The organism is Mesorhizobium sp. ArgA1, from assembly GCF_053714375.1.
This window is the reverse complement of the sequence record NZ_JBSKBQ010000004.1, coordinates 370,601-390,888: the sequence shown is the minus strand read 5'-3', so window position 1 is coordinate 390,888 and position 20,288 is coordinate 370,601. Positions and strand designations below refer to the sequence as shown.

Genomic DNA, 20,288 nt, shown 5'->3' with positions numbered 1-20,288 from the left:
GTCTTGTCCGGGCAAGCGGGTTCCAGCGCACCGTACCCAACCGCACTTCCTCGCGCACCATGGTCAGCAGGCCGGAAGCGCCGACGACCGCAAGGCCGACCAAGGACAGCCAGTCGGGATATTCCTGAAAGAACAGCGCGCCGAGGATAACCGCCCAGACGATCTGCGAATAATGCGTCGGCGCGATGCGGTTGGCGGGCGCCAGAAACCACGCCAGCGCTCATCGGCCGGCCGGCTGAAAAACAGGAAGCCGCCGGCAAACAGCGTCACGAAGAAGGCGATCTCGAAGACGGTGAACTGTGCGCCAAGGCTCTTGATAACCGCATCGCTGCACGAATAGCTTGCATAGGCGATAAGGGCGAGCAGGATTCCGTTCGTCACGTTTTTCCATTTCCGGGAGAGTGCGGTGAAGGTATTGGCGCTCGGGGCGCATCCGGACGACATCGAGATATTCATGTTCGGTACGATGGCCGCCTATGCCACGCAAGGCGCAGACCTCACTTTTGCCGTGGCCACGGATGGTGCCAAGGGCGGCACGGGCGACCCGCGCGTTTTGGCTCGTGTGCGCCGCGAGGAAGCCGCGACCGCTGCGGCATTGCTCGGCGCGACCCTTCACTTTCTCGACTTCCCCGATGGCGAACTGGTGGCCGATGCGGCGCTGATCGGTTCGTTGAAAGCGCTGATACGCGACACCGGAGCAAATCTGGTGATCACGCATGCGCCCAACGACTATCACGCCGACCACCGTGCGCTGTCGGACGGCGTGCGCATCGCGGCTTCCTTCGCCGTGCCGGTGCTGCATGCCGATACGATGGGCGGCACCGGCTTTGCGCCGACGCATTATGTCGACATTTCCGCCCACCGCGATGTCAAAACGCAGGCGATCCGCGCGCACCGGTCGCAAAGGCCGGAGCAATATGTCGACAAAGCGCGCGTCCAGAATGAGTTTCGCGCCGGCCAATGCAACAGCGTCGCCGGTTCACTTGCCGAGGCCTTCCGCTTCGAGCCGACATTTCCCTTCGCCGATATACGCGCATTGCTGCCGCCCGCGCCGCCTGTCCGACCAGTGACGCCACAGACGAAGATTGCAAGCGACGCCGGCTAAACAACTTGCGGGCGAACCCCCGGCAATCATTTCCCAACGATTTCAATCGTCTTTTCGTGATGGTGCAACGCAGCAACGAATTCGCTTGCCTTGTTTAGTAAAAATTGCATCACTAAACAAATCACTAAACATCTGCGACGCACCGCGCCGCCATGTTTGGGCCCTCGGAGGAGCGAGGGTTGAGGGGCTCTTGAAACCGCCATCCGGGCGCGTTTCGCAAATGGGAGGAAGGCATGAAATCGAGCTTGAAACTGGCGTTGGGACTGACTTCGGCTATTACCGCGTCGACAGCCGTCTCGAACGTTGCGCACGCTGAAGACCTGACGCTGTGCTGGGCCGCCTGGGACCCGGCAAACGCACTTGTCGAACTGTCCAAGGACTTTACCAAGGAAACCGGCATCGGCATGAAATTCGAGTTCGTGCCGTGGACCAATTATGCCGATCGCTTCCTCAACGAGCTCAACTCGCACGGCAAGCTCTGCGACCTGATCATCGGCGACAGCCAGTGGATCGGCGGCTCCGCCGAGAACGGCCACTACGTCAAGCTGAACGACTTCTTCGACAAGGAGAAGATCAGCATGGACGACTTCGTGCCGGCAACCGTCGTCGGCTATTCCGAATGGCCGAAGAACACGCCGAACTACTGGGCGCTGCCGGCCATGGGCGACGTCGTCGGCTGGACATACCGCAAGGACTGGTTCTCCAAGCCGGAACTGCAGAAGGAATTCAAGGAAAAGTATGGCTGGGATCTCGGCCCGCCGACCACCTTCGACCAGTTGAAGCAGGTCGCCGAATTCTTCCAGAAGCGCGAGATCGACGGCAAGACCGTCTATGGCGCCTCCATCTACACCGAGCGCGGTTCCGAAGGCATCACCATGGGCGCCATGGACGTGCTCTACAGCTTCGGCTTCCAGTATGAAAACCCGAAGAAGCCCTACGAAATGGAAGGCTTCGTCAACTCCGAGAAATCGGTGAAGGGGTTGGAGTTCTACAAGGCGCTCTATGATTGCTGCACCCCGCCCGGCGCGTCGAACAGCTACATGGGCGAAGGCGTCGACGCCTTCAAATCCGGCCAGGTGGCCATGCATATGAACTTCGCCTTCACCTGGCCCGGCCTGCAGAAGGACGAGAATGTCGGCGGCGACAAGATCGGCTACTTCGTCAACCCGAAGGGTCCGGACGGCGACCAGTTCGCCCAGCTCGGCGGCCAGGGCATCTCGGTCGTGTCCTATTCCGACAAGCAGGAATCGGCGCTGAAATACATCAAGTGGTTCGCCAACAAGGATGTGCAGGCCAAATGGTGGTCCCTCGGCGGCTATTCCTGCCTGAACGCGGTGGTGAAAGACCCGGCCTTCCCGTCCAGCCAGCCCTATGCGCAGACCTTCCTCGACTCGATGGCGATCGTGAAGGACTTCTGGGCCGAGCCCAGCTACGCGCCTCTGCTGCAGGCCTCGCAGAAGCGCTTCCACGACTATGTCGTCGCCGGCCAGGGTTCGGCCAAGGATGCGCTTGACGGGCTCGTCAAGGACTGGACGCAAGTGTTCCAGGACGACGGCAAGATGTAACCGGACAACGGTTCGACGGCTCCTCCCGAGCCAGACCGACGCGTCCCGTGCCGACCTTGGCACGGGACGCAGTTCAGATAAATTCATGACAGAGACGACCCACGTGACCGAAGCAGGACTCACCATGCTCAATCGGACTGCGGAGAACGTTGCCCGGGCGACCCCGGAGCCGTTGGCGCGCAAGGTCCGGGGCATTAGCGACAAGGGTCTCGCCTGGCTGTTCATCTCGCCGACGATCCTGTTGCTGTTGGCCATCAACATCTTCCCGCTGTTCTGGGCGATCTATCTGTCCTTCACCAACTTCCGCGCCAACCGGCCGAACGAGGTGGTGAAGAATCTCGGCTTTGCCAATTACCAGCGCATCCTCGGCGACCAGGACATCTGGATCGCCATGCAGACGACGGCGCATTTCGTGTTCTGGACGATCCTGCTGCAGACGCTGATCGGCTTCACTCTGGCCTGGCTGATCGACCGCAAATTCCGCGGCCATGCCTTCTGGACGACGATCATCCTGGTGCCGATGATGTTGTCACCTGCGGTCGTCGGCAATTTCTGGCGCTTCCTCTACGAGCCGCAGATCGGGCTGTTCTCCTACGTCATCTCGTTTGTGTCAGGCATCCCGCCGACAAACATCCAGATGCTCTCCAACGTCTCGCTGGCACCGTGGTCGATCATCATCGTCGACACCTGGATGTGGACGCCGTACGTGATGCTGATTTGCCTCGCCGGACTGCGCTCCATACCTGAATACATCTATGAGGCGGCCGAGGTCGACCGCGCCTCCAACTGGCGGCAGTTCTGGTCGATTACGCTGCCGATGGCGCTGCCCTTCATCATGCTGGCGGTGCTCTTCCGCGGCATCGAGAACTTCAAGATGTTCGACATGGTCAATCTGTTGACCGGCGGCGGACCCGGCTCGACCACCGAGGTCGCCTCGATCACGCTGAAACGGCAGGCTTTCGAGAGCTGGCGCACCGGCTATTCCTCAGCCTTCGCCATCATCCTGTTCGTCGCGGTGTTCGGCCTCGCCAACATTTACGTGAAGGCGCTCAACAAGGTGAAGCAGAGATGAGCCTGACCACTGCCCACTCCGTTGTTGCCCCTTCGGGAACAGCAAAAGGCATCGCCGGCACGATCATCGTCGCCTACGCGCTAATCTCCATCGTACCGCTGTTGTGGATTTTTGCCACCAGCTTCAAGACGCCGCCGGATTCGATCGCCTATCCACCGAAGATCGTCTTCCAGCCGAGCATCGAGGGCTATTGCAACCTGTTCACCACGCGCACGCGGCAGACGCCGGAATACATCAACTCGCTGGGGCCGGCGACCGGCTTCTGCGACGAGACGGTGCGCAAGCGCAACATGGTGATTGCCGGCCCGTCCAACTTCCTGCCGCGCTTCGTCAATTCGCTGATCATCGCCTTCGGCTCGACCTTCTGCGCGGTGTTCCTCGGCACACTCTCGGCCTACGGCTTCTCGCGCTTCAAGGTGCCTTTGGCCGACGACCTTCTGTTCTTCATCCTGTCAACGCGCTTCATGCCGCCGATCGCGGTGGCGATCCCGATCTATCTGATGTACCGCGAGCTCGGCCTTTCCGACACCGCGCTCGGCATGATCCTGCTCTACACCGCGGTCAATGTCTCGCTGGCGGTGTGGCTGCTCAAGGGCTTCATCGACGAGATCCCGCGCGAGTATGAAGAAGCGGCGATGATTGACGGCTACACCAGGCTGCAGGCCTTCTGGCGCACCGTGCTGCCGCAGGCCACCACCGGCATCGCCGCGACCGCCATCTTCTGCCTGATCTTCGCCTGGAACGAATATGCGTTCGCAGCGCTGCTGACCTCGGGCACGGCGCAGACCGCGCCGCCCTTCATCCCGACCATCATCGGTGAAGGCGGCCAGGACTGGCCGGCGGTGGCCGCCGGCACGACGATCTTCCTGGTGCCGATCCTCGTCTTCACCATCCTGCTTCGCAAGCAGTTGCTGCGCGGCATCACCTTCGGCGCGGTGCGCAAATGAGCCTGACACAACCCACCAAACGCAAATCGCGCTGGCCGCGCTGGGCCAGGCGTGGCCTGTTGGAAAACATCGCGACCGCGATCATCGCCATCGGCTTCCTGATGCTGTTCCAACCCTTCGCGCTGGCGCTCTACACCTACTCCTTCATCACCATGCTCGCCGGCACGGTGATGTTCATCATCGTCTCGAAATTCCCGGAATAGCCATGGCCGAAATCCGCGTCCAACACCTGAGAAAGGCCTTCGGCGATTTCGTCGCTGTGCAGGACTCCAGCTTCGTCGTCGAGGATGGCGAGTTCTTCGTCATGCTCGGGCCGTCGGGTTGCGGCAAGACAACGACATTGCGGATGATCGCCGGGCTGGAACTGCCGACCGGTGGCCAGATCCTGCTCGGCGGCGAGGACGTGACCATGCGCCGGGCGCGGGAGCGCGATATCGCCTTCGTCTTCCAGCTGTTCGCGCTCTATCCGCACATGAATGTGCGCAAGAACATCGGCTTCCCGCTCCTGGCGCAAGGCATGCCTGCGGCCGAAATCCGCCAACGCGTCGAGGAGACCGCCAAGCTCCTGCGCATCGACCATCTGCTCAACAAATCGGTCTCCGGCCTTGCCGGCGGCGACCGCCAGCGCGTCGCGCTCGGTCGCGCCATTGTGCGGCGGCCAAAGTGTTTTCTGATGGACGAGCCGCTTGGCACGCTCGATACCGAGTTCCGCGATCTGATGGTCCACGAGCTTCGCGAACTGCACAACCGCATCCACGCCACCACGGTCTATGTCACCCACGACCAGATGGAAGCGATGTCGATGGCCGACAAGATCGCTGTCATGAACCATGGCGTGATCGAGCAGTTCGGCAGCCCGCGCGAAATCTACGACCGCCCGGCAACGATGTTCGTCGCCGATTTCATCGGCTCGCCGCCGATGAATTTTCTGGGCTTTGGCGGCGGACTGGCGAAAGGCGCCAAGGAGATCGTCGTGCAAGGCGCCAAGGTGGCGGTGCCGGAGGTGCGCGAAGACATCGCGCCGGCCGACATGGCACTCGGCATAAGGCCGGAACACATCCGCTTCGACGATGCGTCCAAGCTGCGTGGCGCGATCTATGGCACCGAATATCTCGGTACGACGCAGATCGTGGCCGTGGAGACGGCGGACGGCATCATCAAGGCGCGGGTGCCGGCCGAAATCCGGCTCGCCGCCGGCGATCATGTCGGCCTGACGCTGAACAGCTCGCGACTGTCGCTGTTCGACAAGGGATCGGGCCGCGCCGTGCGCACCGCGATCCACGACACCGCCTCTCAAGGGAGAGCGCAGCATGGCTGACGTACACATCAAAGGCGTGACGAAGAGTTTCGGCGAGCACGCCGCCGTCAGCAATCTCGACCTCCAGATCAAGGATGGCGAGTTCGTCGTGCTGCTTGGGCCGACCGGCGCCGGCAAGACGACGACGCTGCGGCTGATCGCCGGGCTGGAGCGGCCCGACAGCGGCACGATCCATATTGGCGGCCACAATGCGACGATGCTGTCCCCGGCCGAGCGCGACACCGCTTTCGTGTTCCAGCAATATTCGCTCTATCCGCATCTGTCGGTCTACGACAACCTCGCCTTCCCGTTGCGTTCGCCGGCGCGGAAAATACCGGAGGACCAAATCCGCCGCCGCGTCGAAGAGGTGGCGAAGATGGTGCGCATCCACCACAAGCTGAACAACCGCTCGACCAAGCTGTCAGGCGGTGAAATGCAGCGCGTCGCCATCGGCCGCGCTTTGGTGCGCAAGCCGTCGATCTATTTGATGGATGAGCCGCTGTCATCGCTGGACGCCAAATTGCGGGCCGATCTCAGGCTCGAACTCAAGCGCATCCAGGCCGAGCTTGGAGCCACCATGCTCTATGTCACGCACGACCAGATCGAGGCTATGACCATGGCCGACCGCATCGGCATCCTTGCCGACGGCGTGCTGGTGCAGATCGGTACGCCGCGCACAATCTACTCGGAGCCGGCCAATCTTCATGTCGCAGCAAGGCTCGGCCAGCCGGCGATCAATCTTCTGCCGGCGGGGTTGCTGCCCGATGGCGGCGCGCCGGTGGGCACCAAGACGGTCGGCGCACGCACCGAACATCTGTCGATCGAGAAGGCCGCAAACGGCCATGCCGATGGCGTCGTCGACTGGGTCGAGCATCTCGGCGACCAAAACCATCTGCATGTCACGGTCGGAGCCAAGAAGCTGGTGACGCTGACCGACCCCGACACGGATCTGGCGGAAGGCGACAAAGTGGTGATCCGCTACCGCTCGCCGCTCTATTTCGGCGCCGATGGGCAAAGACTGATGTGAATGGGGCTGATGTGAGGTTTTCGGTGTCTCGCCAAGGGCACGGCACCGGCTTCTGATTGACGAATACAGGACGAATTCGATGAAGCACTTTTTCAACCGCAGGGAAACGATCGTCACCGAGGCGCTGGACGGGCTGCTGCGGACCATCGGTTCGGGCGATCTCGCGCGCCTCGACGGTTATCCCGAGATCAAGGTCGTGCTGCGAGCCGACTGGGACAAGACCCGGGTTGCCGTCGTCTCCGGCGGCGGCGCCGGGCACGAGCCGTCGCATGCCGGCTTCGTCGGCAAGGGCATGCTGACGGCGGCGGTCTCGGGCGAGATCTTTGCCTCGCCGAGCGTCGAAGCGGTGCTGGCGGCGATCCGCGCGGTGACCGGTCCGGCCGGCTGCCTGCTGATCGTCAAGAATTACACTGGCGACCGGCTCAATTTCGGCCTGGCGGCCGAGAAGGCGCGCGCCGAAGGGTTTCGCGTCGAGATGGCGATCGTCGCCGACGACATCGCGTTGCCGGATATCAACCAACCACGCGGCGTCGCCGGCACCTTGTTTGTGCACAAGATCGCCGGCCATCTTTCTGAAGCCGGCGACGATCTGGCCTACATCGCAACAGCGGCACGGGCGGCGGCGAAGGACATCATCTCGCTCGGCATGTCGCTGTCGTCCTGCTCGATCCCCGGCCAACCGCATGAAGACCGCTTTGGCGAAAACGATGGCGAACTCGGCCTCGGCATCCATGGCGAGCCGGGCGTCGAGCGCATCGCGGTACAAAGCGCTGACAGACTGGTGGCGATCATGACGGAGCGGCTTGCCGCGCGGCTTGACCCGAAGGCCAGCCATGCGCTGCTGATCAACAATCTCGGTTCGGTGCCGCCGCTCGAAATGTCGCTGGTCGCCAACGCCGTGCTGGCCTCGCCGTTGGCCAAAACCGTGAAGCTGGCGATCGGCCCCGGACCGCTGATGACGGCGCTCAACATGAACGGCTTCTCGCTGTCGCTGATCAAGCTCGATGCCGCGCGCGAGGCGGCCTTCCTGGCGCCGGTCGGGCCACATGCCTGGATGCCGGCAAAGGCCGTTGCCGCGCCGGCCGTCGTTCCCATGGTGAAGGCCTCCGGACAGAGCGCGGCGCGCAAGCCCAGTGAGAATGCGCGCACCCGGAGGCTTGTCGTCACGATCTGCGAAAGGCTGATTGCACTCGAAGAGGCCTTGAACGGGCTGGACGCCAAGGCGGGCGATGGCGATACCGGCTCGACGGTAGCCACCGGCGCGCGCAGCGTGCTGGAAAAACTCGACACGCTGCCGCTTGCCGATCCCGCCGCCACGCTTGCGGCGGTGGGCGATGGGCTGGGCGTCGCCATGGGCGGATCGTCAGGTGTGCTGCTGTCGATCTTCTTCACCGCGGCGGCGCAGGCTTCGAATTCCGGTACGTCCCTGTCCAGGGCGCTGCTTTCCGGCCTGGACCGCATGACCTTCTACGGCGGCGCAAGGATCGGCGACCGCACCATGGTCGATGCGCTGGAGCCGGCGCTGAAAGCGCTCGATGCCAGCGGCCTGGACGAGGCGGCGACAGCCGCCCGGCGCGGCGCCGAGGCGACTGCGGCCATGGAGAAGGCGAAGGCCGGGCGCTCCGCCTATGTCGGTACCAAATTGCAAGGCGTGGTCGACCCGGGCGCGCATGCAGTGGCCGAAGTGTTCGCGGCGGCCGCCGCACTGCATGCAGCGGCCTGATCGCATGCTTCAGTTGTCGAATGAAAAAACTTTCGATACTGCCGGCATGACCGCAACCGGGAATTTGGATATGGCGGCACTGGACCTTGCCAGGCTGATCACAGCGGCAGCGGACACGATTGCCGCGCACGCCGACGAGTTGACGGCGCTCGACCAGGCGATCGGCGACGGCGACCATGGGCTGAACATGAGACGCGGGTTTGAGGCCGTGCGAAGCGAGACCGCGGCGTTTTCCACCAAACCGCTGCCCGAAGCCTTGAAGGCGATCGGCACCAGGCTGGTGATGACGGTGGGCGGCGCGTCCGGTCCGCTGTTCGGCACTTTGTTCATGGCGCTCGGCAAGGAGATCTCGGCTGCGCCCGATCGCGCCAACCTGACGGCTGCGTTCGGCAAGGCGATCGAAGCCGTCGCGGCGCGCGGCAAGTCGCAGGTCGGCCAGAAGACGATGCTCGACGTGCTGCAGCCTGTGCATGACGCATTGGCTGGAGGCAAGACGGTAGGGGAAATCGCCGACATCGCCGACCGTGCGGCCGAAGCGACCGTGCCTATGAAGGCGCTGCGCGGTCGCGCCTCATTCCTCGGCGACCGCTCTATCGGCCACATGGACGCCGGCGCGCGTTCGGCTGCGCTGCTGGTGCGGACCGTCGCCGAAAGCATCGAGGGCCAAGCATGAGCAATGTCGGCATCGTCATCGTCTCGCATTCGCCGCTGGTCGCCGAAGGCACGGCCGACATGGTCCGGCAGATGGTGGGCGACGAAGTGCCGCTTGCATGGTGCGGCGGAAACGGCCATGGCGGGCTCGGCACCAGCGTCGAGGCGATCATGGGCGCCATCGACAAGGCCTGGTCGGAAGCCGGTGTCGCCATCCTCGTCGATCTCGGCGGCGCCGAGACCAATTCGGAGATGGCGGTGGAAATGATCGGCGAGCCGCGGGCGCAGAAGATCATCGTCTGCAACGCGCCGATCGTCGAAGGCGCGGTGATGGCCGCGACGGAGGCGTCCGGCGGCGCCTCGCTGAAGGAAGTGGTGGCGACGGCGCATGAATTGTCGCCGTCGTGAATGAACGGGAATTTTGAGCGCATGTCAGCATTTGCCGAGGCCACCGTCCTGATCACCCACGAGGTGGGCCTGCACGCGCGCCCTTCGGTGAAGTTCACCAAGCTCGCCAAGAGCTTTGCCGCCGAAGTGGAAATCGCGCTTGCCGCCAATGGCCCGTGGTTCGACGCCAAGAGCATCGTCAAGGTGATGGCGACCAGGGCGCCGAAAGGCACCATGCTGCATATCAGGGCCCGCGGCGAAGCCGCCACTGAGGCGGTCGGCGCGCTGGCCGAACTGGTGCGGCGCGATTTCGACGAGGGTGCGGGCCATGCCCGAACCGCTTAGGCTGCAAGGCATTTCGGCTTCGGCCGGCTATGCCGAAGGGCCGCTGTTCAATCTCGACCGCGGCCCTGCGCGCTACATGGGCAAGGCGACAGCCGGCGAGGAGAAAGCTGCACTGAAAGCAGCACTCGCCAGCGCGACGGACCGGCTCGCGACCCTGATCGAAACCGCCGACGACGAGGCGGCCGGCATTCTCGAATTCCAGCTTGCCATGTTGGAGGACGAGGCGCTGACCGGACCGGCCTTCGCCACGATCCCGTCCGGCATGCCGGCCGACATGGCGTGGCGGCAGGCGTTGGACGCCGAGATTGCCGGCTATGAAACGTCAGACCAGGACTATTTCCGGGCACGTGCTGCCGACATGCGCGATATCCGCGACCGCGTGCTGCGCGCCCTGACCGAGGAGCAGGAGAGCACCGCGCCAGCGGGCGCCATTCTCTATGGCGAAGACATCGCGCCGACGCGCTTTCTCGAGACCGACTGGAGTGCCGGCGGCGGCATCGCGCTGAGGGCCGGCAGCACCGCCAGCCATGTCGCCATGTTGGCGCGCTCGCGCGGCGTGCCGATGGTGGTTGGGCTTGGCTCTTCACCGGCAAATCCCGATGGCTTGGCCCTGCTCGATGCCGAGCATGGCGGCATCGTATTGGCGCCGTCCAAGGCCGAGATCGAAGCTTTCCGTCGGTCCTCATCCTCTTTTTTGGCGCGACGCGACAAGGCCGAAGCCTATCTGGCAAAACCGGCGGTAACCCGGGCCGGCACGACGGTGCGTGTGCAGGTCAACATTGCCGATCCGTCCGAGGTCGATGGCATCGACATTTCGACCTGCGACGGCATCGGGCTGATGCGGACCGAATTCCTGTTCGGCAAGGCGCTGCCGGACGAGGAGACGCAATACCGCTGTTATCGCAAGGTGCTGGAATGGGCCGGCGACAAGCCGGTGACCATCCGCACCGTCGATGCCGGCGGCGACAAGCCGGTGCCGGGCTTTACGGTCGAGGAGAGCAACCCGTTCCTCGGCCTGCGCGGCATCAGGCTGTCGCTGGCAAGGCCGGATGTGTTTCGCTTGCAGATCCGGGCGTTGCTGCGCGCCGCTGTGCACGGCAATCTGAAGGTGATGTTTCCAATGATCGCCGTCACGGAGGAGTACCAACGTGCCGCCACTTTGTTCGCGGAGGAGCAGGGTGGGCTCATCGCGCGTGGCGTCGCGCACAAAATGCCACCGCTCGGTATCATGGTCGAGGTGCCGTCGGTGGCGATCGCGCCGGAGGCGTTTGCCCACGTCGCGTTCTTCTCGATCGGCTCCAACGATCTGACCCAGTATGTGATGGCCGCCGCCCGCGACAACGCTGCGGTGGCGCATCTCAATTCGGTGCGGCATCCAGCCGTGCTGCGGCTGATCGCTGCGGTGACCTCGTTCGGCTTGCGCGCAAAAATCCCGGTCAGCCTGTGCGGCGATGCCGGCGGCGATCCGGCCTCAATACCGGCGCTGCTCGAAGCCGGCCTGCGCGATCTCTCGGTGGCCCCTGCCCAACTCGCCATGGCCAAGGCGGCCATCTCAGATGTTTCGATCTAGGCGTGACTGAGATGGTCGACAAGACACCAGAACCCGGCTCCGAAGAGGCGATCCGCGCCTACAAGACGATCCTGTCGCAGGTCATCGACCAACGCCCGTCGGGCATGCGCCAACGCCTCGCCGATGCGCTGGGCAAGCACCGCAGCTTCGTGACGCAAATCTCCAGCCCGGCCTATTCGACGCCGATCCCGTCAAAACATTTGCCGGCTATTTTTTCCGTCTGCCATTTCAGCCCGGCCGAGCGCGATCATTTTCTGGCTGCCTACCATCTGGCGCATCCGGGGAAACTGTCGGTAGCCTCAGGCATGCGCAAGACCCGGCATGTGTCGCTGATCGTACCGGATTTCGGCGACGACAAGCAGAACGCGGCGCTCGACAGGGCGGTCAATGATTTCATCCAGAAGATTACCAGCATCACCGGCAAAAGCGGGGGCTGAGCGTTTCCTGCGTTCGGGAGGACACATGAAGAAATTTCTGAATTCCGTCGACACGGTGCTGACCGAAAGCCTCGATGGTGTCGTTGCCGCCCATGCCGACATTCTGATGCTGGGTGACGAGCACAAATTCATTCGCCGCAAGGTGCTGAAGCCGGGGAAAGTAGCGCTGATCTCGGGCGGCGGCTCGGGCCACGAGCCGCTGCACGCCGGCTTTGTCGGCCACGGCATGCTGGACGCCGCCTGCCCCGGCCAGGTGTTCACCTCGCCGACGCCGGACCAGATGCTGGCGGCGGCCGCAGCCGTTGATGCAGGCGCCGGCTGTCTGTTCATCGTCAAGAACTATGAGGGCGATGTGATGAATTTCGACATGGCGGCCGAGATGGCCGACGGCATCCTGCAAGTGGTGACCAATGACGACGTCGCGGTCGAGAACTCGGCCTACACGACCGGCCGGCGCGGCGTTGCCGGTACGCTGGTGGTCGAGAAGATCGTCGGCGCCGCCGCCGAGCAAGGCATGGCGCTGGCGGATCTCAAGGCGCTCGGCGATCGCGTCAACGCTGCGACGCGTTCAATGGGAGTGGCGCTGACCAGTTGCACCGTTCCTGCGGCCGGCAGGCCGACTTTCGACATTGGCGATGGCGAGATGGAATTCGGCGTCGGCATCCATGGCGAGCCCGGCCGGCGTCGCGACACGTTGAGAAGCGCCGATGCCATTGCCGGGGAAATCTGCGCCGCGATCCTGGGCGATCTCGGCGACAAGGCAAAGGGCACCGCCCTGCTGTTCATCAACGGCTTTGGCGGCACACCGCTGATGGAGCTCTATCTGATGTACAACAGCGCCCGCAACATCTTCGAAAAACAGGGCGTGACGGTGACCCGCTCGCTGGTTGGGTCTTATGTGACGTCGCTCGACATGGCCGGCTGCTCGATCACGCTGACCATGCTGGATGATGAGGCAACGTCATTGTGGGACGCGCCGGTGCGTACAGCCGCGCTGCGCTGGGGAATGTAGCGATCAGGCCGTCTTATCAACTTCCGCCTAGCCTGCGGGGCCGGACGCACCGTTACCCGCGGTCACGCTGGACAGCTTGCCTGCCTTGCGCAGCACCGGCGTCTCATATTGCTTCTTGGTCATTTCATTCCCCCTTTGCGGCGAGTCCAGCAGCAGCACCTGCCAAGGCCACCGGTATTTCGCCTCAGCCGAACCGAAGTCTTGGAAGTCTTAGAGCGTCTTCGACGCTCCACCGGCCACAAGGCTGGATAATTTTCCCGCCTTGCGCAGCAAAGGCGCCTCATACCTTTTCTTGGTCATTTCCAAATACCCTTTGAGTCCGGTGCAAAAGAATGGACGGAAACCACACAAAGTCAATTCATGAGCCGGTTTGGCCACCATACTCTGGCTTCATGCATACTTTTCTGCAACATACGCCCTTCCAAGGCAGTTCACTGAAACGGCGAACTGCTCTGGCTCCTTGTTTTGATGCAATTCCGGACGGAAGACCGCTTCGCACTTTTCCTGGAATTGCTCCAGTGGGCGAACGACATCCAGGTTGATGCTGCCATCTCTTGCGCCTACCGATGAAAAACTGCTGCTGAGCTTCGCCGACCCGGAGGCCCCGGCTGCCATTGGCATTGATGTTGCTGCCGAAAGCTTGCTGGCGCTGCTCGCCAACGCCGAGTTCCACGGCGTGCTGCCGATCATGCTGCGCAAGCTCGGGGAAATCAGCGCCCAACTGCCGGCGGAAGCTGCCTTGCAGCAGAAATTGTCGGAACTGCGCGACCAGTCGACCCTGGCGACCGGCCAGTCGATGCTGCTGCAGTATCATGGCGACCGCATCATGAAGGCACTGGCGGCGAAAGGCGTTCCGGCCCGGATCGTCAAGGGGCCGGTCTTCGCACGCAAACTTTACCGCCACGCAGCTGACCGGCCCTACACCGACATCGACATCCTGGTAGACCCGGCCAGCATCGCCGAGGCCAACACGGCGATTGCCGGGTGCGGCTTCGATCTTTGGAGCGGCGAGGCGCAGTCGCAGGATCTGCAGGAGTTCAAATGGCTGGAGAAAGAGAATACCAGCCTGTTGATCGAACTGCACGGCAATTTGGTGCATGATTCCGGTATGCGCCGACGGCTGTCGCTGGGCTTTCGCGAATTGCAGATCATCGACGGCGGCGAAGCCGATACGCCGGCCGCGCTGCTGACCATCGCCATCGTGCATGCCGCGGGCGGTCATAAATTCCACCGGCTGCAGCTTTGCGTCGACGTGTTGCAAGGTGTACGCGCGCTGCGGTCATCCGTTGATGAGGACCAGCTGTTCGAGGCGGCGCGCATGAGCGGCATCGAGCTCGAATTGGCGACAGTCCTCAATGTGACGGGGCGGCTGTTTAATGCATCGCGCGCGATCGAACTGGCTGGCCGGATCAAGCCCGACCTCTCGATACGTTTGGCCAAGTGGCTCATCAACGGCGATACGTTGCTCGGGGTCAATTCCAGGGACAAGATGCATTCGCGTCTGCGCCGCGACGCTTTTCGTTGGATTCAGCGGCTTGCCAGGCCAAAGTCGCATTTTGCCTGAATAATGCTTTAGTCCACCGCCGAGCGGATCAGCGGGGCCGCCTCGGCCGGGCTCGCGCCGACTTCCAGCGTAAAGGTCGGAACGGCTTTGACCAGCGTCGCGATCGTTGCCATGCGGCGCTTCTGCGCCGGCAAAAGGCCAGTCATGCCCGTCCTGACATTGTCGGTGGCAAGCGCCACCATGGCGTCTGCCCTGGTCATGGGGACGAGCCGGGTCTGCGCATCCGCCGAGCGGGCGAGATGAAGCAATGCCGCAACCGGCCTGTCGCCTGTCTCCTCGATGCGGATAATCTCGGCGAGGCGTTCCAGCGAGACCGCCTGCTCGCCATTGGCGTCCCATTTGTCGCCAAGGCAGGGAACCACGAAAGGCAGCATTGCCGCGGTGTTACGGTGGACCTTCACCTTGCGCGGCAAGCCCCAGGCCGTGACGCCGCCATCGGCCAAAACCTTGAGGATCATGGCGTCGTCAGAGCAAAGGCCGAAGCCCTGCGAGGCCAGCGCCAGCGAAGTCGTCGACTTGCCGGTGCCGCTCGGCGCATGGATCAGCACGAGCGCCTTGTGGCCGGGCAATGTCAGGCCGGCGGTGTGGAGCATGTGCTGGCCGCCGGCATCGAGCGCGGCATCCAGCACCATCATCAGCAACGTCCATTTGACCTTGGCGTCAGGATGAACGCGGATTTCCGCCCAACCCTCATCGGCATTGATCGAGACGGTCTGCAGGCCGGGAAAGATCAGGTGAACGATGTCGCCGCCGTCGATCAGCCGGCAATGGCCGTCCTCCGGCACATCGCCGTCGAAAGCGAGTTTGCCGGCAGGGGATTCCTGTAACTGCGACGTCTCGACAATGTCGATCTGAAAACCTGTTACGACGGGTTCGCTCACACGCAACGTGCCCAGCATGAGGTCGAAGCTCGGCCACAGGTCGGCCCGTGAGGCCGATATGCTGATGACCTGGCCCTTGAGGTCATAGCAGAAAGTGGCCACCGAACCGGTCAAGCAGCGCGCGCCTTTCCGGCATCGGCGTGATGGCGGTAGATCTGCACCATGCCGGGCAGGCTGTCGCTGACCACTGGCCGGCCGTCGAGACAGACCCAGCAATGGGCCGACATGCGCGGCGCCTGCATCGACTTCGGATCGACACCGAAGCGCAGATCCGGATCGAAGCCGGCAAAGCGCAAGAAGCGGTGAGCCAGCAGGCCTTCCCTGAGGCATCTGCGATCGCGCATCAGCCACGGGTGCCGGACAGTGCGGTTGACGGCAGCCACGATGTAGGCGGACGACAGTCCGCGATAGGGGGCAGGCGCGCTGAGCGGCGCCCATTTCAACACCGATTCGAAGTTGCGGCGGCCGATCAGAATCGGCATCAGCCGCGCGCTCGTCCACAAGTGGACGCGAAACAGGATGCGCAGGAGAACGCCGTCCGCCATCAGAGAGCCGGGTCGGCGAGAATGCCTTCGCTCACCAGTTCGGCGGCCAGCGCCGCCATGTCCTGGTCGAGCGTATCCTTGTCGACCTCGAACTCGTCGGAAAGCAGGACGACGATCTGGTCGAGGCTGCGGGCGCCGTCGACCTTGTCGAGAAAGGCTTCGGTGGTTCCGTTGCAAGTGTAAAGCTGGCCGCTACGCGCCAAAAGCACGACAGCGCCGTCGCCGACATGCTGGACAGAGGCATCGTCCGCCAGCCGCAGAACCATTTCAGAAGCGATTTGGGCCATGGAACCCTCCAGACCAGTTTGCTGGAGAGCAGATAGCGCGGCAATGCGGCGCTGTCTATTGCGCGGATGAGAGGCAGAACAGGCCGGTCCGAACGATCTGTGGCAATCCGGCAACGCCACCGTCCCGATGACAAGTGCGACCACGCATGGTGGAGACGTCCATTCCTGAAGTGTGGTAATTTCCACATCATTCGAGGTCTGAGAGAAGGTAACCCGCCCCCAGAAATAGTCGGTGATCGCGCCTGAAAATCAATGCCGCAAACCGTCAAGCCGGCTATCGGACAGGGTCAAGGTCTTGCTTTTCTTACCTTAAGTAAGCTATGGAGTCGCCGGGATTTGGGAGAGCATTGAGTATGCGTTACAATTGGGAGCGGGCGCCGACGGCGTTCGAACGCCATCGAAAGGCGTTGGCAGCGGCCATATTGATTGCAGGTGGCGTCGGCCTGATGCTGGCGGCCTTGCCGCTTTAAAGCTGACATCTGGCACGAACGCGCTGTTTCAGGGCGCGTGACCGTTTGCTGGCTGCCGCAAGGCAGACTGTGGCTCAGAGCGTTTTACCGAAACGTTTGACCCGCTCTATCTCTGTTTTGACGCAATTCCCAACAGAAAGCGCTACGCGCTTTTCCCTGGAAAACCGTTTCACAATTTTCCTGGAATTGCTCAGCGTGCCTGCCCGGTCACGGCGATGAAACGGCGATCGCGTCCCTCAAAACCCTGGCTGAAACGCTGCACCTGCACAGCCAATATGGCCGGTTTGCCGGGTGGGGTGTATTGGTAGGATTCCGACAGGCTGTAGGCGGTCGGGCAGTTGCGCGAACCGGGCACAGCCTTGTCCTCGTGCACATGGCATTTGGGGGAAGACATGGCCGGGAAAACCCGCATAGGCTATGCAAGGTAGGGAGTTTCCCCGAGGAGGAATGAATGGCGTCACGCTACCACGAGGTCTATGCCGGCTGGAAACGCGACCCGGAACAGTTCTGGGCCGATGCCGCCGAGGCGATCGACTGGTATTCGCCGTGGACCAGCGTGTTCGATGCCAGTGCCGGCGTTTACGGGCGCTGGTTCAACGGCGCCACCTGCAACACCTGCTTCAACGCGCTCGACCGGCATGTCGCCGGCGGCCGCGCCGACCAGATCGCGCTGATCCATGACAGCGCCATCACCGGCACGGTCAAGAAATTCACCTATGCCGAACTGAAGCGCGAGGTGGTGGCGCTGACGTCGGTGCTGAAGAACCGCGGCATCGTCAAAGGCGATCGCGTGATCATCTACATGCCGATGGTGGCCGAAGCGGCGATCGCCATGCTGGCCTGCGCCCGCATCGGGGCGGTGCATTCGGTGGTGTTCGGCGGCTTTGCCTCGCACGAGCTTGCCACACGCATCGATGACGCCAAGCCGAAGCTGATTATTTCGGCGTCCTGCGGCCTGGAGCCGGGACGCGTGGTTGCCTACAAGCCGTTGCTCGACAAGGCGATCGAGATGTCCCGTCACAAGCCGGACGCGTGCCTGATCCTGCAGCGGGACCAGCTGCGCTGCGAACTCAAGGACCATTACGACATCGACTTTGCCGATGCGGTTGCGCGCGAGCGCGCGGCGGGAGCCAATGTCGACTGCGTGCCGGTGCTCGCCACCGATCCGCTCTACATCATCTACACCTCCGGCACGACCGGCCAGCCGAAGGGTATCGTGCGGGACAATGGCGGCCACATGGTCGCGCTCAAATGGACGATGGAAAACGAGTTCGGCGTCAAGCCGGGTGAGGTGTTCTGGGCGGCATCCGATGTCGGCTGGGTGGTCGGCCATTCCTACATCGTCTACGGGCCGTTGCTGCATGGCGCAACCAGCGTGCTGTTCGAGGGCAAGCCGATCGGCACGCCCGACGCCGGCACATATTGGCGAGTAATTGCCGAGCATGGGGTCGTCGCGCTGTTCACCGCGCCGACCGCCTTCCGCGCCATCAAGGGGCAGGACCCGAAGGGCGAATTCGTGCCGAAATACGATTTGTCCAAATTCCGCACCTTGTTTCTCGCCGGCGAACGCGCCGATCCCGAAACCATCAGATGGGCGGAGCAGAGACTCAACGTGCCGGTGGTCGACCATTGGTGGCAGACCGAGACCGGCTCACCGATGACCATCAACCCGGCGGGCCTTGGCCTGCTGCCGGTGAAGTACGGCTCGCCCGGCGTGCCGATGCCGGGCTACGACATCCGCGTGCTCGACGATGCCGGCCATGAAGTGCCGCGCGGCACACTCGGCAATGTGGTGGTGAAACTGCCGCTACCGGCCGGCTGCCTGCCGACACTGTGGAACGCCGACGCCCGCTTCCGGCAGGCTTATCTCGAGGAGTTCCCCGGCTTCTACAAGACGGCCGACGCCGGCATGATCGACGAGGACGGCTATCTCTATGTCATGGCCCGCACCGACGACATCATCAATGTCGCCGGCCACCGGCTGTCGACCGGCGCCATGGAAGAGGTGCTTTCAGCGCATCCCGATGTCGCCGAATGCGCCGTCATCGGCATCGCCGACGCCGTGAAGGGCCAGATACCGGTCGGCTTCGTCGTGCTCAATGCCGGCGTCGCCCGCGATGCCGGCACCATCGAAAGCGAAGTGGTGGGGCTGGTGCGCGAACGTATCGGCCCGGTCGCCGCCTTCAAGACCGTGGTGACGATCAAGCGCCTGCCCAAGACTCGCTCCGGCAAGATCCTGCGCGGCACCATGCAGAAGATCGCCGACAAGGAAGAGTGGACGATGCCGGCGACCATCGACGATCCGGTCATCCTCGACGAGATCACCGCGGCGCTCAAAGGACGTGGCATCGGGGTCTGACCGCCTGGCGTTGCCGGAGGCCGAGCCGGCACAGAGGCGTGGCGGCTGGGGTTGTTGAGGCCGAGCCGCGCATCGGCTGCTGCTCGACCACGCCGTATTCCCCTACCATCTCAGGCTGCTTGACCAGCAGGTCCTGAGCCGGCGGCGAAAGCAGTCGGTCGCCGTTATGGAATTTCCAACGCCTGCCATGTATCCACGGTTCTGCGGCGCGCCACGAGGGCGCGCCCTTGGAAACGAAACCCGATTTTCGGCAGGCATCGAGTCCCAGTGGCCTTGTTTCAGCGATCCAGAACCCCTCGGCCGGCGCCACGCGAGCGCCTGGAAATGGATATGGACGACACCGTCGTCTACGCGATCGGCGACGTGCATGGCTGCTACAAGGAATTGCTGTCGCTGGAAGCGAAGATCGCGCTCGACGGGCTGCAATTTCGCGGGCGCAAGATCATCGTCATGCTTGGCGACTATATCGATCGCGGGCCGCAATCGGCGCGCGTGCTCGATCATCTGCTGGCACCGCCGCCGAAAGGGTTTTTGCGAGTCTGCCTGGCAGGAAACCACGAAGTCGCGATGCTGAACTATCTCGACGGCTATCTGTCGCGGGAGCGCTGGCTGGCGGTCGGCGGCCGCGAGACGCTGTTTTCCTACGGCGTCGATCCGGCGCGGCTTGCCAGCCTCTATGCGTCAAGCGACGAGGTCGACCAGCGTGTGAGAGAGGTCATCCCGACCGATCATATCGACTTCCTGCGCAGTCTGCCGGTGTTGCTCTGTTCGGACAAATTCGTCTTCGTCCATGCCGGCATCAGGCCGGGCATCGACCTCGTGGCGCAGGATGAGCAGGACCTGCTCAACATCCGCGACGAGTTCTTCGACGCAGCCCATCTGCTCGACCGCTTTGTGGTGCACGGGCACACGCCAGTCGACATCCCCCGGCTTGACGGACGAAGGCTCGACATCGACACCGGCGCCTTTCAGAGCGGCCGGCTGACAGCCGTCAGGATTGCCGACAAATTCGGCAAGTTGATCTTTTCCTGAGGCAGAGCCTGT

The 20,288-nt window shown here is 63.2% G+C and carries 23 protein-coding genes; 17 read left to right on the top strand and 6 right to left on the bottom strand.

Annotated elements, in window-relative coordinates; all coding sequences use genetic code 11:
- Positions 1–63: 63 nt before the first annotated feature.
- Positions 64–381 carry a hypothetical protein gene (locus ACWGTI_RS13955; protein WP_454587645.1) on the bottom strand — a complete coding sequence of 106 codons (318 nt, stop codon included), beginning with the start codon at positions 379–381 and terminating at the stop codon, positions 64–66.
- A 25-nt stretch (positions 382–406) separates the two neighbouring features.
- On the opposite strand from ACWGTI_RS13955, the gene ACWGTI_RS13950 reads away from it, so the two are divergent.
- From ACWGTI_RS13950 to dhaK, 14 genes are all read left to right on the top strand, one after another.
- Positions 407–1,105: a PIG-L deacetylase family protein gene (locus ACWGTI_RS13950; protein ID WP_454587644.1), complete on the top strand. Its 699-nt coding sequence runs from the start codon at positions 407–409 to the stop codon at positions 1,103–1,105.
- Between the two features lie 233 nt (positions 1,106–1,338).
- Positions 1,339–2,670, top strand: a complete 1,332-nt coding sequence (locus ACWGTI_RS13945; RefSeq protein WP_454575829.1) for an ABC transporter substrate-binding protein — start codon at positions 1,339–1,341, stop codon at positions 2,668–2,670.
- A 124-nt stretch (positions 2,671–2,794) separates the two neighbouring features.
- Positions 2,795–3,742, top strand: a complete 948-nt coding sequence (locus ACWGTI_RS13940) for a carbohydrate ABC transporter permease (protein WP_454587702.1) — start codon at positions 2,795–2,797, stop codon at positions 3,740–3,742.
- Complete coding sequence (locus ACWGTI_RS13935) at positions 3,739–4,689, top strand: carbohydrate ABC transporter permease (RefSeq protein WP_112560588.1); 951 nt, start codon at positions 3,739–3,741, stop codon at positions 4,687–4,689. Before ACWGTI_RS13940 ends, ACWGTI_RS13935 begins: the two co-directional genes overlap by 4 nt.
- On the top strand, positions 4,686–4,892 hold the full coding sequence (locus tag ACWGTI_RS13930) for a hypothetical protein (RefSeq protein WP_112560587.1): 207 nt from the start codon (positions 4,686–4,688) through the stop codon (positions 4,890–4,892). The genes ACWGTI_RS13935 and ACWGTI_RS13930 overlap by 4 nt, the downstream gene beginning before the upstream one ends.
- A gap of 2 nt (positions 4,893–4,894) precedes the next feature.
- Positions 4,895–6,007 (top strand): ABC transporter ATP-binding protein, encoded by a 1,113-nt coding sequence (locus ACWGTI_RS13925; RefSeq protein WP_454587643.1) that lies wholly within the window; start codon positions 4,895–4,897, stop codon positions 6,005–6,007.
- A complete protein-coding gene (locus ACWGTI_RS13920) occupies positions 6,000–7,013 on the top strand; it encodes an ABC transporter ATP-binding protein (RefSeq protein ID WP_454587642.1) in 1,014 nt (337 codons plus the stop codon). The genes ACWGTI_RS13925 and ACWGTI_RS13920 overlap by 8 nt, the downstream gene beginning before the upstream one ends.
- Positions 7,014–7,092: 79 nt before the next feature.
- The gene (locus tag ACWGTI_RS13915; protein ID WP_454587641.1) at positions 7,093–8,736 is read left to right on the top strand and encodes a dihydroxyacetone kinase subunit DhaK; all 1,644 of its coding nucleotides are present in this window, start codon (positions 7,093–7,095) and stop codon (positions 8,734–8,736) included.
- Between the two features lie 70 nt (positions 8,737–8,806).
- On the top strand, positions 8,807–9,409 hold the full coding sequence (gene dhaL / locus ACWGTI_RS13910; protein WP_454587640.1) for a dihydroxyacetone kinase subunit DhaL: 603 nt from the start codon (positions 8,807–8,809) through the stop codon (positions 9,407–9,409).
- A complete protein-coding gene (gene dhaM, locus ACWGTI_RS13905; protein WP_023738108.1) occupies positions 9,406–9,795 on the top strand; it encodes a dihydroxyacetone kinase phosphoryl donor subunit DhaM in 390 nt (129 codons plus the stop codon). The genes dhaL and dhaM overlap by 4 nt, the downstream gene beginning before the upstream one ends.
- A gap of 21 nt (positions 9,796–9,816) precedes the next feature.
- Entirely contained in the window at positions 9,817–10,119 is a 303-nt protein-coding gene (locus tag ACWGTI_RS13900; RefSeq protein WP_454575834.1) for an HPr family phosphocarrier protein, read from the top strand.
- Positions 10,103–11,689, top strand: a complete 1,587-nt coding sequence (gene ptsP, locus ACWGTI_RS13895; protein ID WP_454587639.1) for a phosphoenolpyruvate--protein phosphotransferase — start codon at positions 10,103–10,105, stop codon at positions 11,687–11,689. Before ACWGTI_RS13900 ends, ptsP begins: the two co-directional genes overlap by 17 nt.
- 11 nt (positions 11,690–11,700) lie before the next feature.
- Positions 11,701–12,126, top strand: coding sequence for a hypothetical protein (locus tag ACWGTI_RS13890; RefSeq protein ID WP_454587638.1), 426 nt, complete (start codon positions 11,701–11,703; stop codon positions 12,124–12,126).
- Between the two features lie 25 nt (positions 12,127–12,151).
- Positions 12,152–13,138, top strand: coding sequence for a dihydroxyacetone kinase subunit DhaK (dhaK, locus tag ACWGTI_RS13885; protein ID WP_454587637.1), 987 nt, complete (start codon positions 12,152–12,154; stop codon positions 13,136–13,138).
- A gap of 27 nt (positions 13,139–13,165) precedes the next feature.
- Here dhaK and ACWGTI_RS13880 read toward each other — a convergent pair whose 3' ends face one another.
- Positions 13,166–13,261, bottom strand: coding sequence for a lasso RiPP family leader peptide-containing protein (locus ACWGTI_RS13880; RefSeq protein ID WP_454587636.1), 96 nt, complete (start codon positions 13,259–13,261; stop codon positions 13,166–13,168).
- A gap of 418 nt (positions 13,262–13,679) precedes the next feature.
- On the opposite strand from ACWGTI_RS13880, the gene ACWGTI_RS13875 reads away from it, so the two are divergent.
- Positions 13,680–14,702, top strand: a complete 1,023-nt coding sequence (locus tag ACWGTI_RS13875; RefSeq protein WP_454587635.1) for a nucleotidyltransferase family protein — start codon at positions 13,680–13,682, stop codon at positions 14,700–14,702.
- 8 nt (positions 14,703–14,710) lie between these two features.
- Here the strand turns inward: ACWGTI_RS13875 and ACWGTI_RS13870 are convergent, their stop codons facing one another.
- From ACWGTI_RS13870 to ACWGTI_RS13855, 4 genes are all read right to left on the bottom strand, one after another.
- Positions 14,711–15,697, bottom strand: a complete 987-nt coding sequence (locus ACWGTI_RS13870; RefSeq protein WP_454587634.1) for a serine kinase — start codon at positions 15,695–15,697, stop codon at positions 14,711–14,713.
- Complete coding sequence (locus ACWGTI_RS13865; RefSeq protein ID WP_454587633.1) at positions 15,694–16,128, bottom strand: lasso peptide biosynthesis B2 protein; 435 nt, start codon at positions 16,126–16,128, stop codon at positions 15,694–15,696. The genes ACWGTI_RS13870 and ACWGTI_RS13865 overlap by 4 nt, the downstream gene beginning before the upstream one ends.
- On the bottom strand, positions 16,128–16,415 hold the full coding sequence (locus tag ACWGTI_RS13860; protein WP_454575842.1) for a PqqD family protein: 288 nt from the start codon (positions 16,413–16,415) through the stop codon (positions 16,128–16,130). The genes ACWGTI_RS13865 and ACWGTI_RS13860 overlap by 1 nt, the downstream gene beginning before the upstream one ends.
- A gap of 660 nt (positions 16,416–17,075) precedes the next feature.
- Positions 17,076–17,279 (bottom strand): DUF2259 domain-containing protein, encoded by a 204-nt coding sequence (locus ACWGTI_RS13855; protein ID WP_454587632.1) that lies wholly within the window; start codon positions 17,277–17,279, stop codon positions 17,076–17,078.
- 57 nt (positions 17,280–17,336) lie between these two features.
- On the opposite strand from ACWGTI_RS13855, the gene ACWGTI_RS13850 reads away from it, so the two are divergent.
- Positions 17,337–19,244, top strand: a complete 1,908-nt coding sequence (locus tag ACWGTI_RS13850; protein WP_454587631.1) for a propionyl-CoA synthetase — start codon at positions 17,337–17,339, stop codon at positions 19,242–19,244.
- Between the two features lie 324 nt (positions 19,245–19,568).
- The gene (locus ACWGTI_RS13845; RefSeq protein WP_454587630.1) at positions 19,569–20,276 is read left to right on the top strand and encodes a metallophosphoesterase family protein; all 708 of its coding nucleotides are present in this window, start codon (positions 19,569–19,571) and stop codon (positions 20,274–20,276) included.
- Positions 20,277–20,288: the final 12 nt, after the last annotated feature.

Coding starts and splice junctions, on each gene's coding strand:
- ACWGTI_RS13940 (WP_454587702.1), top strand. CDS start 2,795: ATGCTCAATCGGACTGCGGAGAACGTTGCCCGGGCGACCCCGGAGCCG.
- dhaM (WP_023738108.1), top strand. CDS start 9,406: ATGAGCAATGTCGGCATCGTCATCGTCTCGCATTCGCCGCTGGTCGCC.
- ptsP (WP_454587639.1), top strand. CDS start 10,103: ATGCCCGAACCGCTTAGGCTGCAAGGCATTTCGGCTTCGGCCGGCTAT.
- dhaL (WP_454587640.1), top strand. CDS start 8,807: ATGGCGGCACTGGACCTTGCCAGGCTGATCACAGCGGCAGCGGACACG.
- dhaK (WP_454587637.1), top strand. CDS start 12,152: ATGAAGAAATTTCTGAATTCCGTCGACACGGTGCTGACCGAAAGCCTC.
- ACWGTI_RS13855 (WP_454587632.1), bottom strand. CDS start 17,279: ATGTCTTCCCCCAAATGCCATGTGCACGAGGACAAGGCTGTGCCCGGT.
- ACWGTI_RS13925 (WP_454587643.1), top strand. CDS start 4,895: ATGGCCGAAATCCGCGTCCAACACCTGAGAAAGGCCTTCGGCGATTTC.
- ACWGTI_RS13935 (WP_112560588.1), top strand. CDS start 3,739: ATGAGCCTGACCACTGCCCACTCCGTTGTTGCCCCTTCGGGAACAGCA.
- ACWGTI_RS13875 (WP_454587635.1), top strand. CDS start 13,680: ATGCTGCCATCTCTTGCGCCTACCGATGAAAAACTGCTGCTGAGCTTC.
- ACWGTI_RS13865 (WP_454587633.1), bottom strand. CDS start 16,128: ATGGCGGACGGCGTTCTCCTGCGCATCCTGTTTCGCGTCCACTTGTGG.
- ACWGTI_RS13890 (WP_454587638.1), top strand. CDS start 11,701: ATGGTCGACAAGACACCAGAACCCGGCTCCGAAGAGGCGATCCGCGCC.
- ACWGTI_RS13930 (WP_112560587.1), top strand. CDS start 4,686: ATGAGCCTGACACAACCCACCAAACGCAAATCGCGCTGGCCGCGCTGG.
- ACWGTI_RS13915 (WP_454587641.1), top strand. CDS start 7,093: ATGAAGCACTTTTTCAACCGCAGGGAAACGATCGTCACCGAGGCGCTG.
- ACWGTI_RS13845 (WP_454587630.1), top strand. CDS start 19,569: ATGGATATGGACGACACCGTCGTCTACGCGATCGGCGACGTGCATGGC.
- ACWGTI_RS13880 (WP_454587636.1), bottom strand. CDS start 13,261: ATGACCAAGAAGCAATATGAGACGCCGGTGCTGCGCAAGGCAGGCAAG.
- ACWGTI_RS13945 (WP_454575829.1), top strand. CDS start 1,339: ATGAAATCGAGCTTGAAACTGGCGTTGGGACTGACTTCGGCTATTACC.
- ACWGTI_RS13860 (WP_454575842.1), bottom strand. CDS start 16,415: ATGGCCCAAATCGCTTCTGAAATGGTTCTGCGGCTGGCGGACGATGCC.
- ACWGTI_RS13850 (WP_454587631.1), top strand. CDS start 17,337: ATGGCGTCACGCTACCACGAGGTCTATGCCGGCTGGAAACGCGACCCG.
- ACWGTI_RS13920 (WP_454587642.1), top strand. CDS start 6,000: ATGGCTGACGTACACATCAAAGGCGTGACGAAGAGTTTCGGCGAGCAC.
- ACWGTI_RS13900 (WP_454575834.1), top strand. CDS start 9,817: ATGTCAGCATTTGCCGAGGCCACCGTCCTGATCACCCACGAGGTGGGC.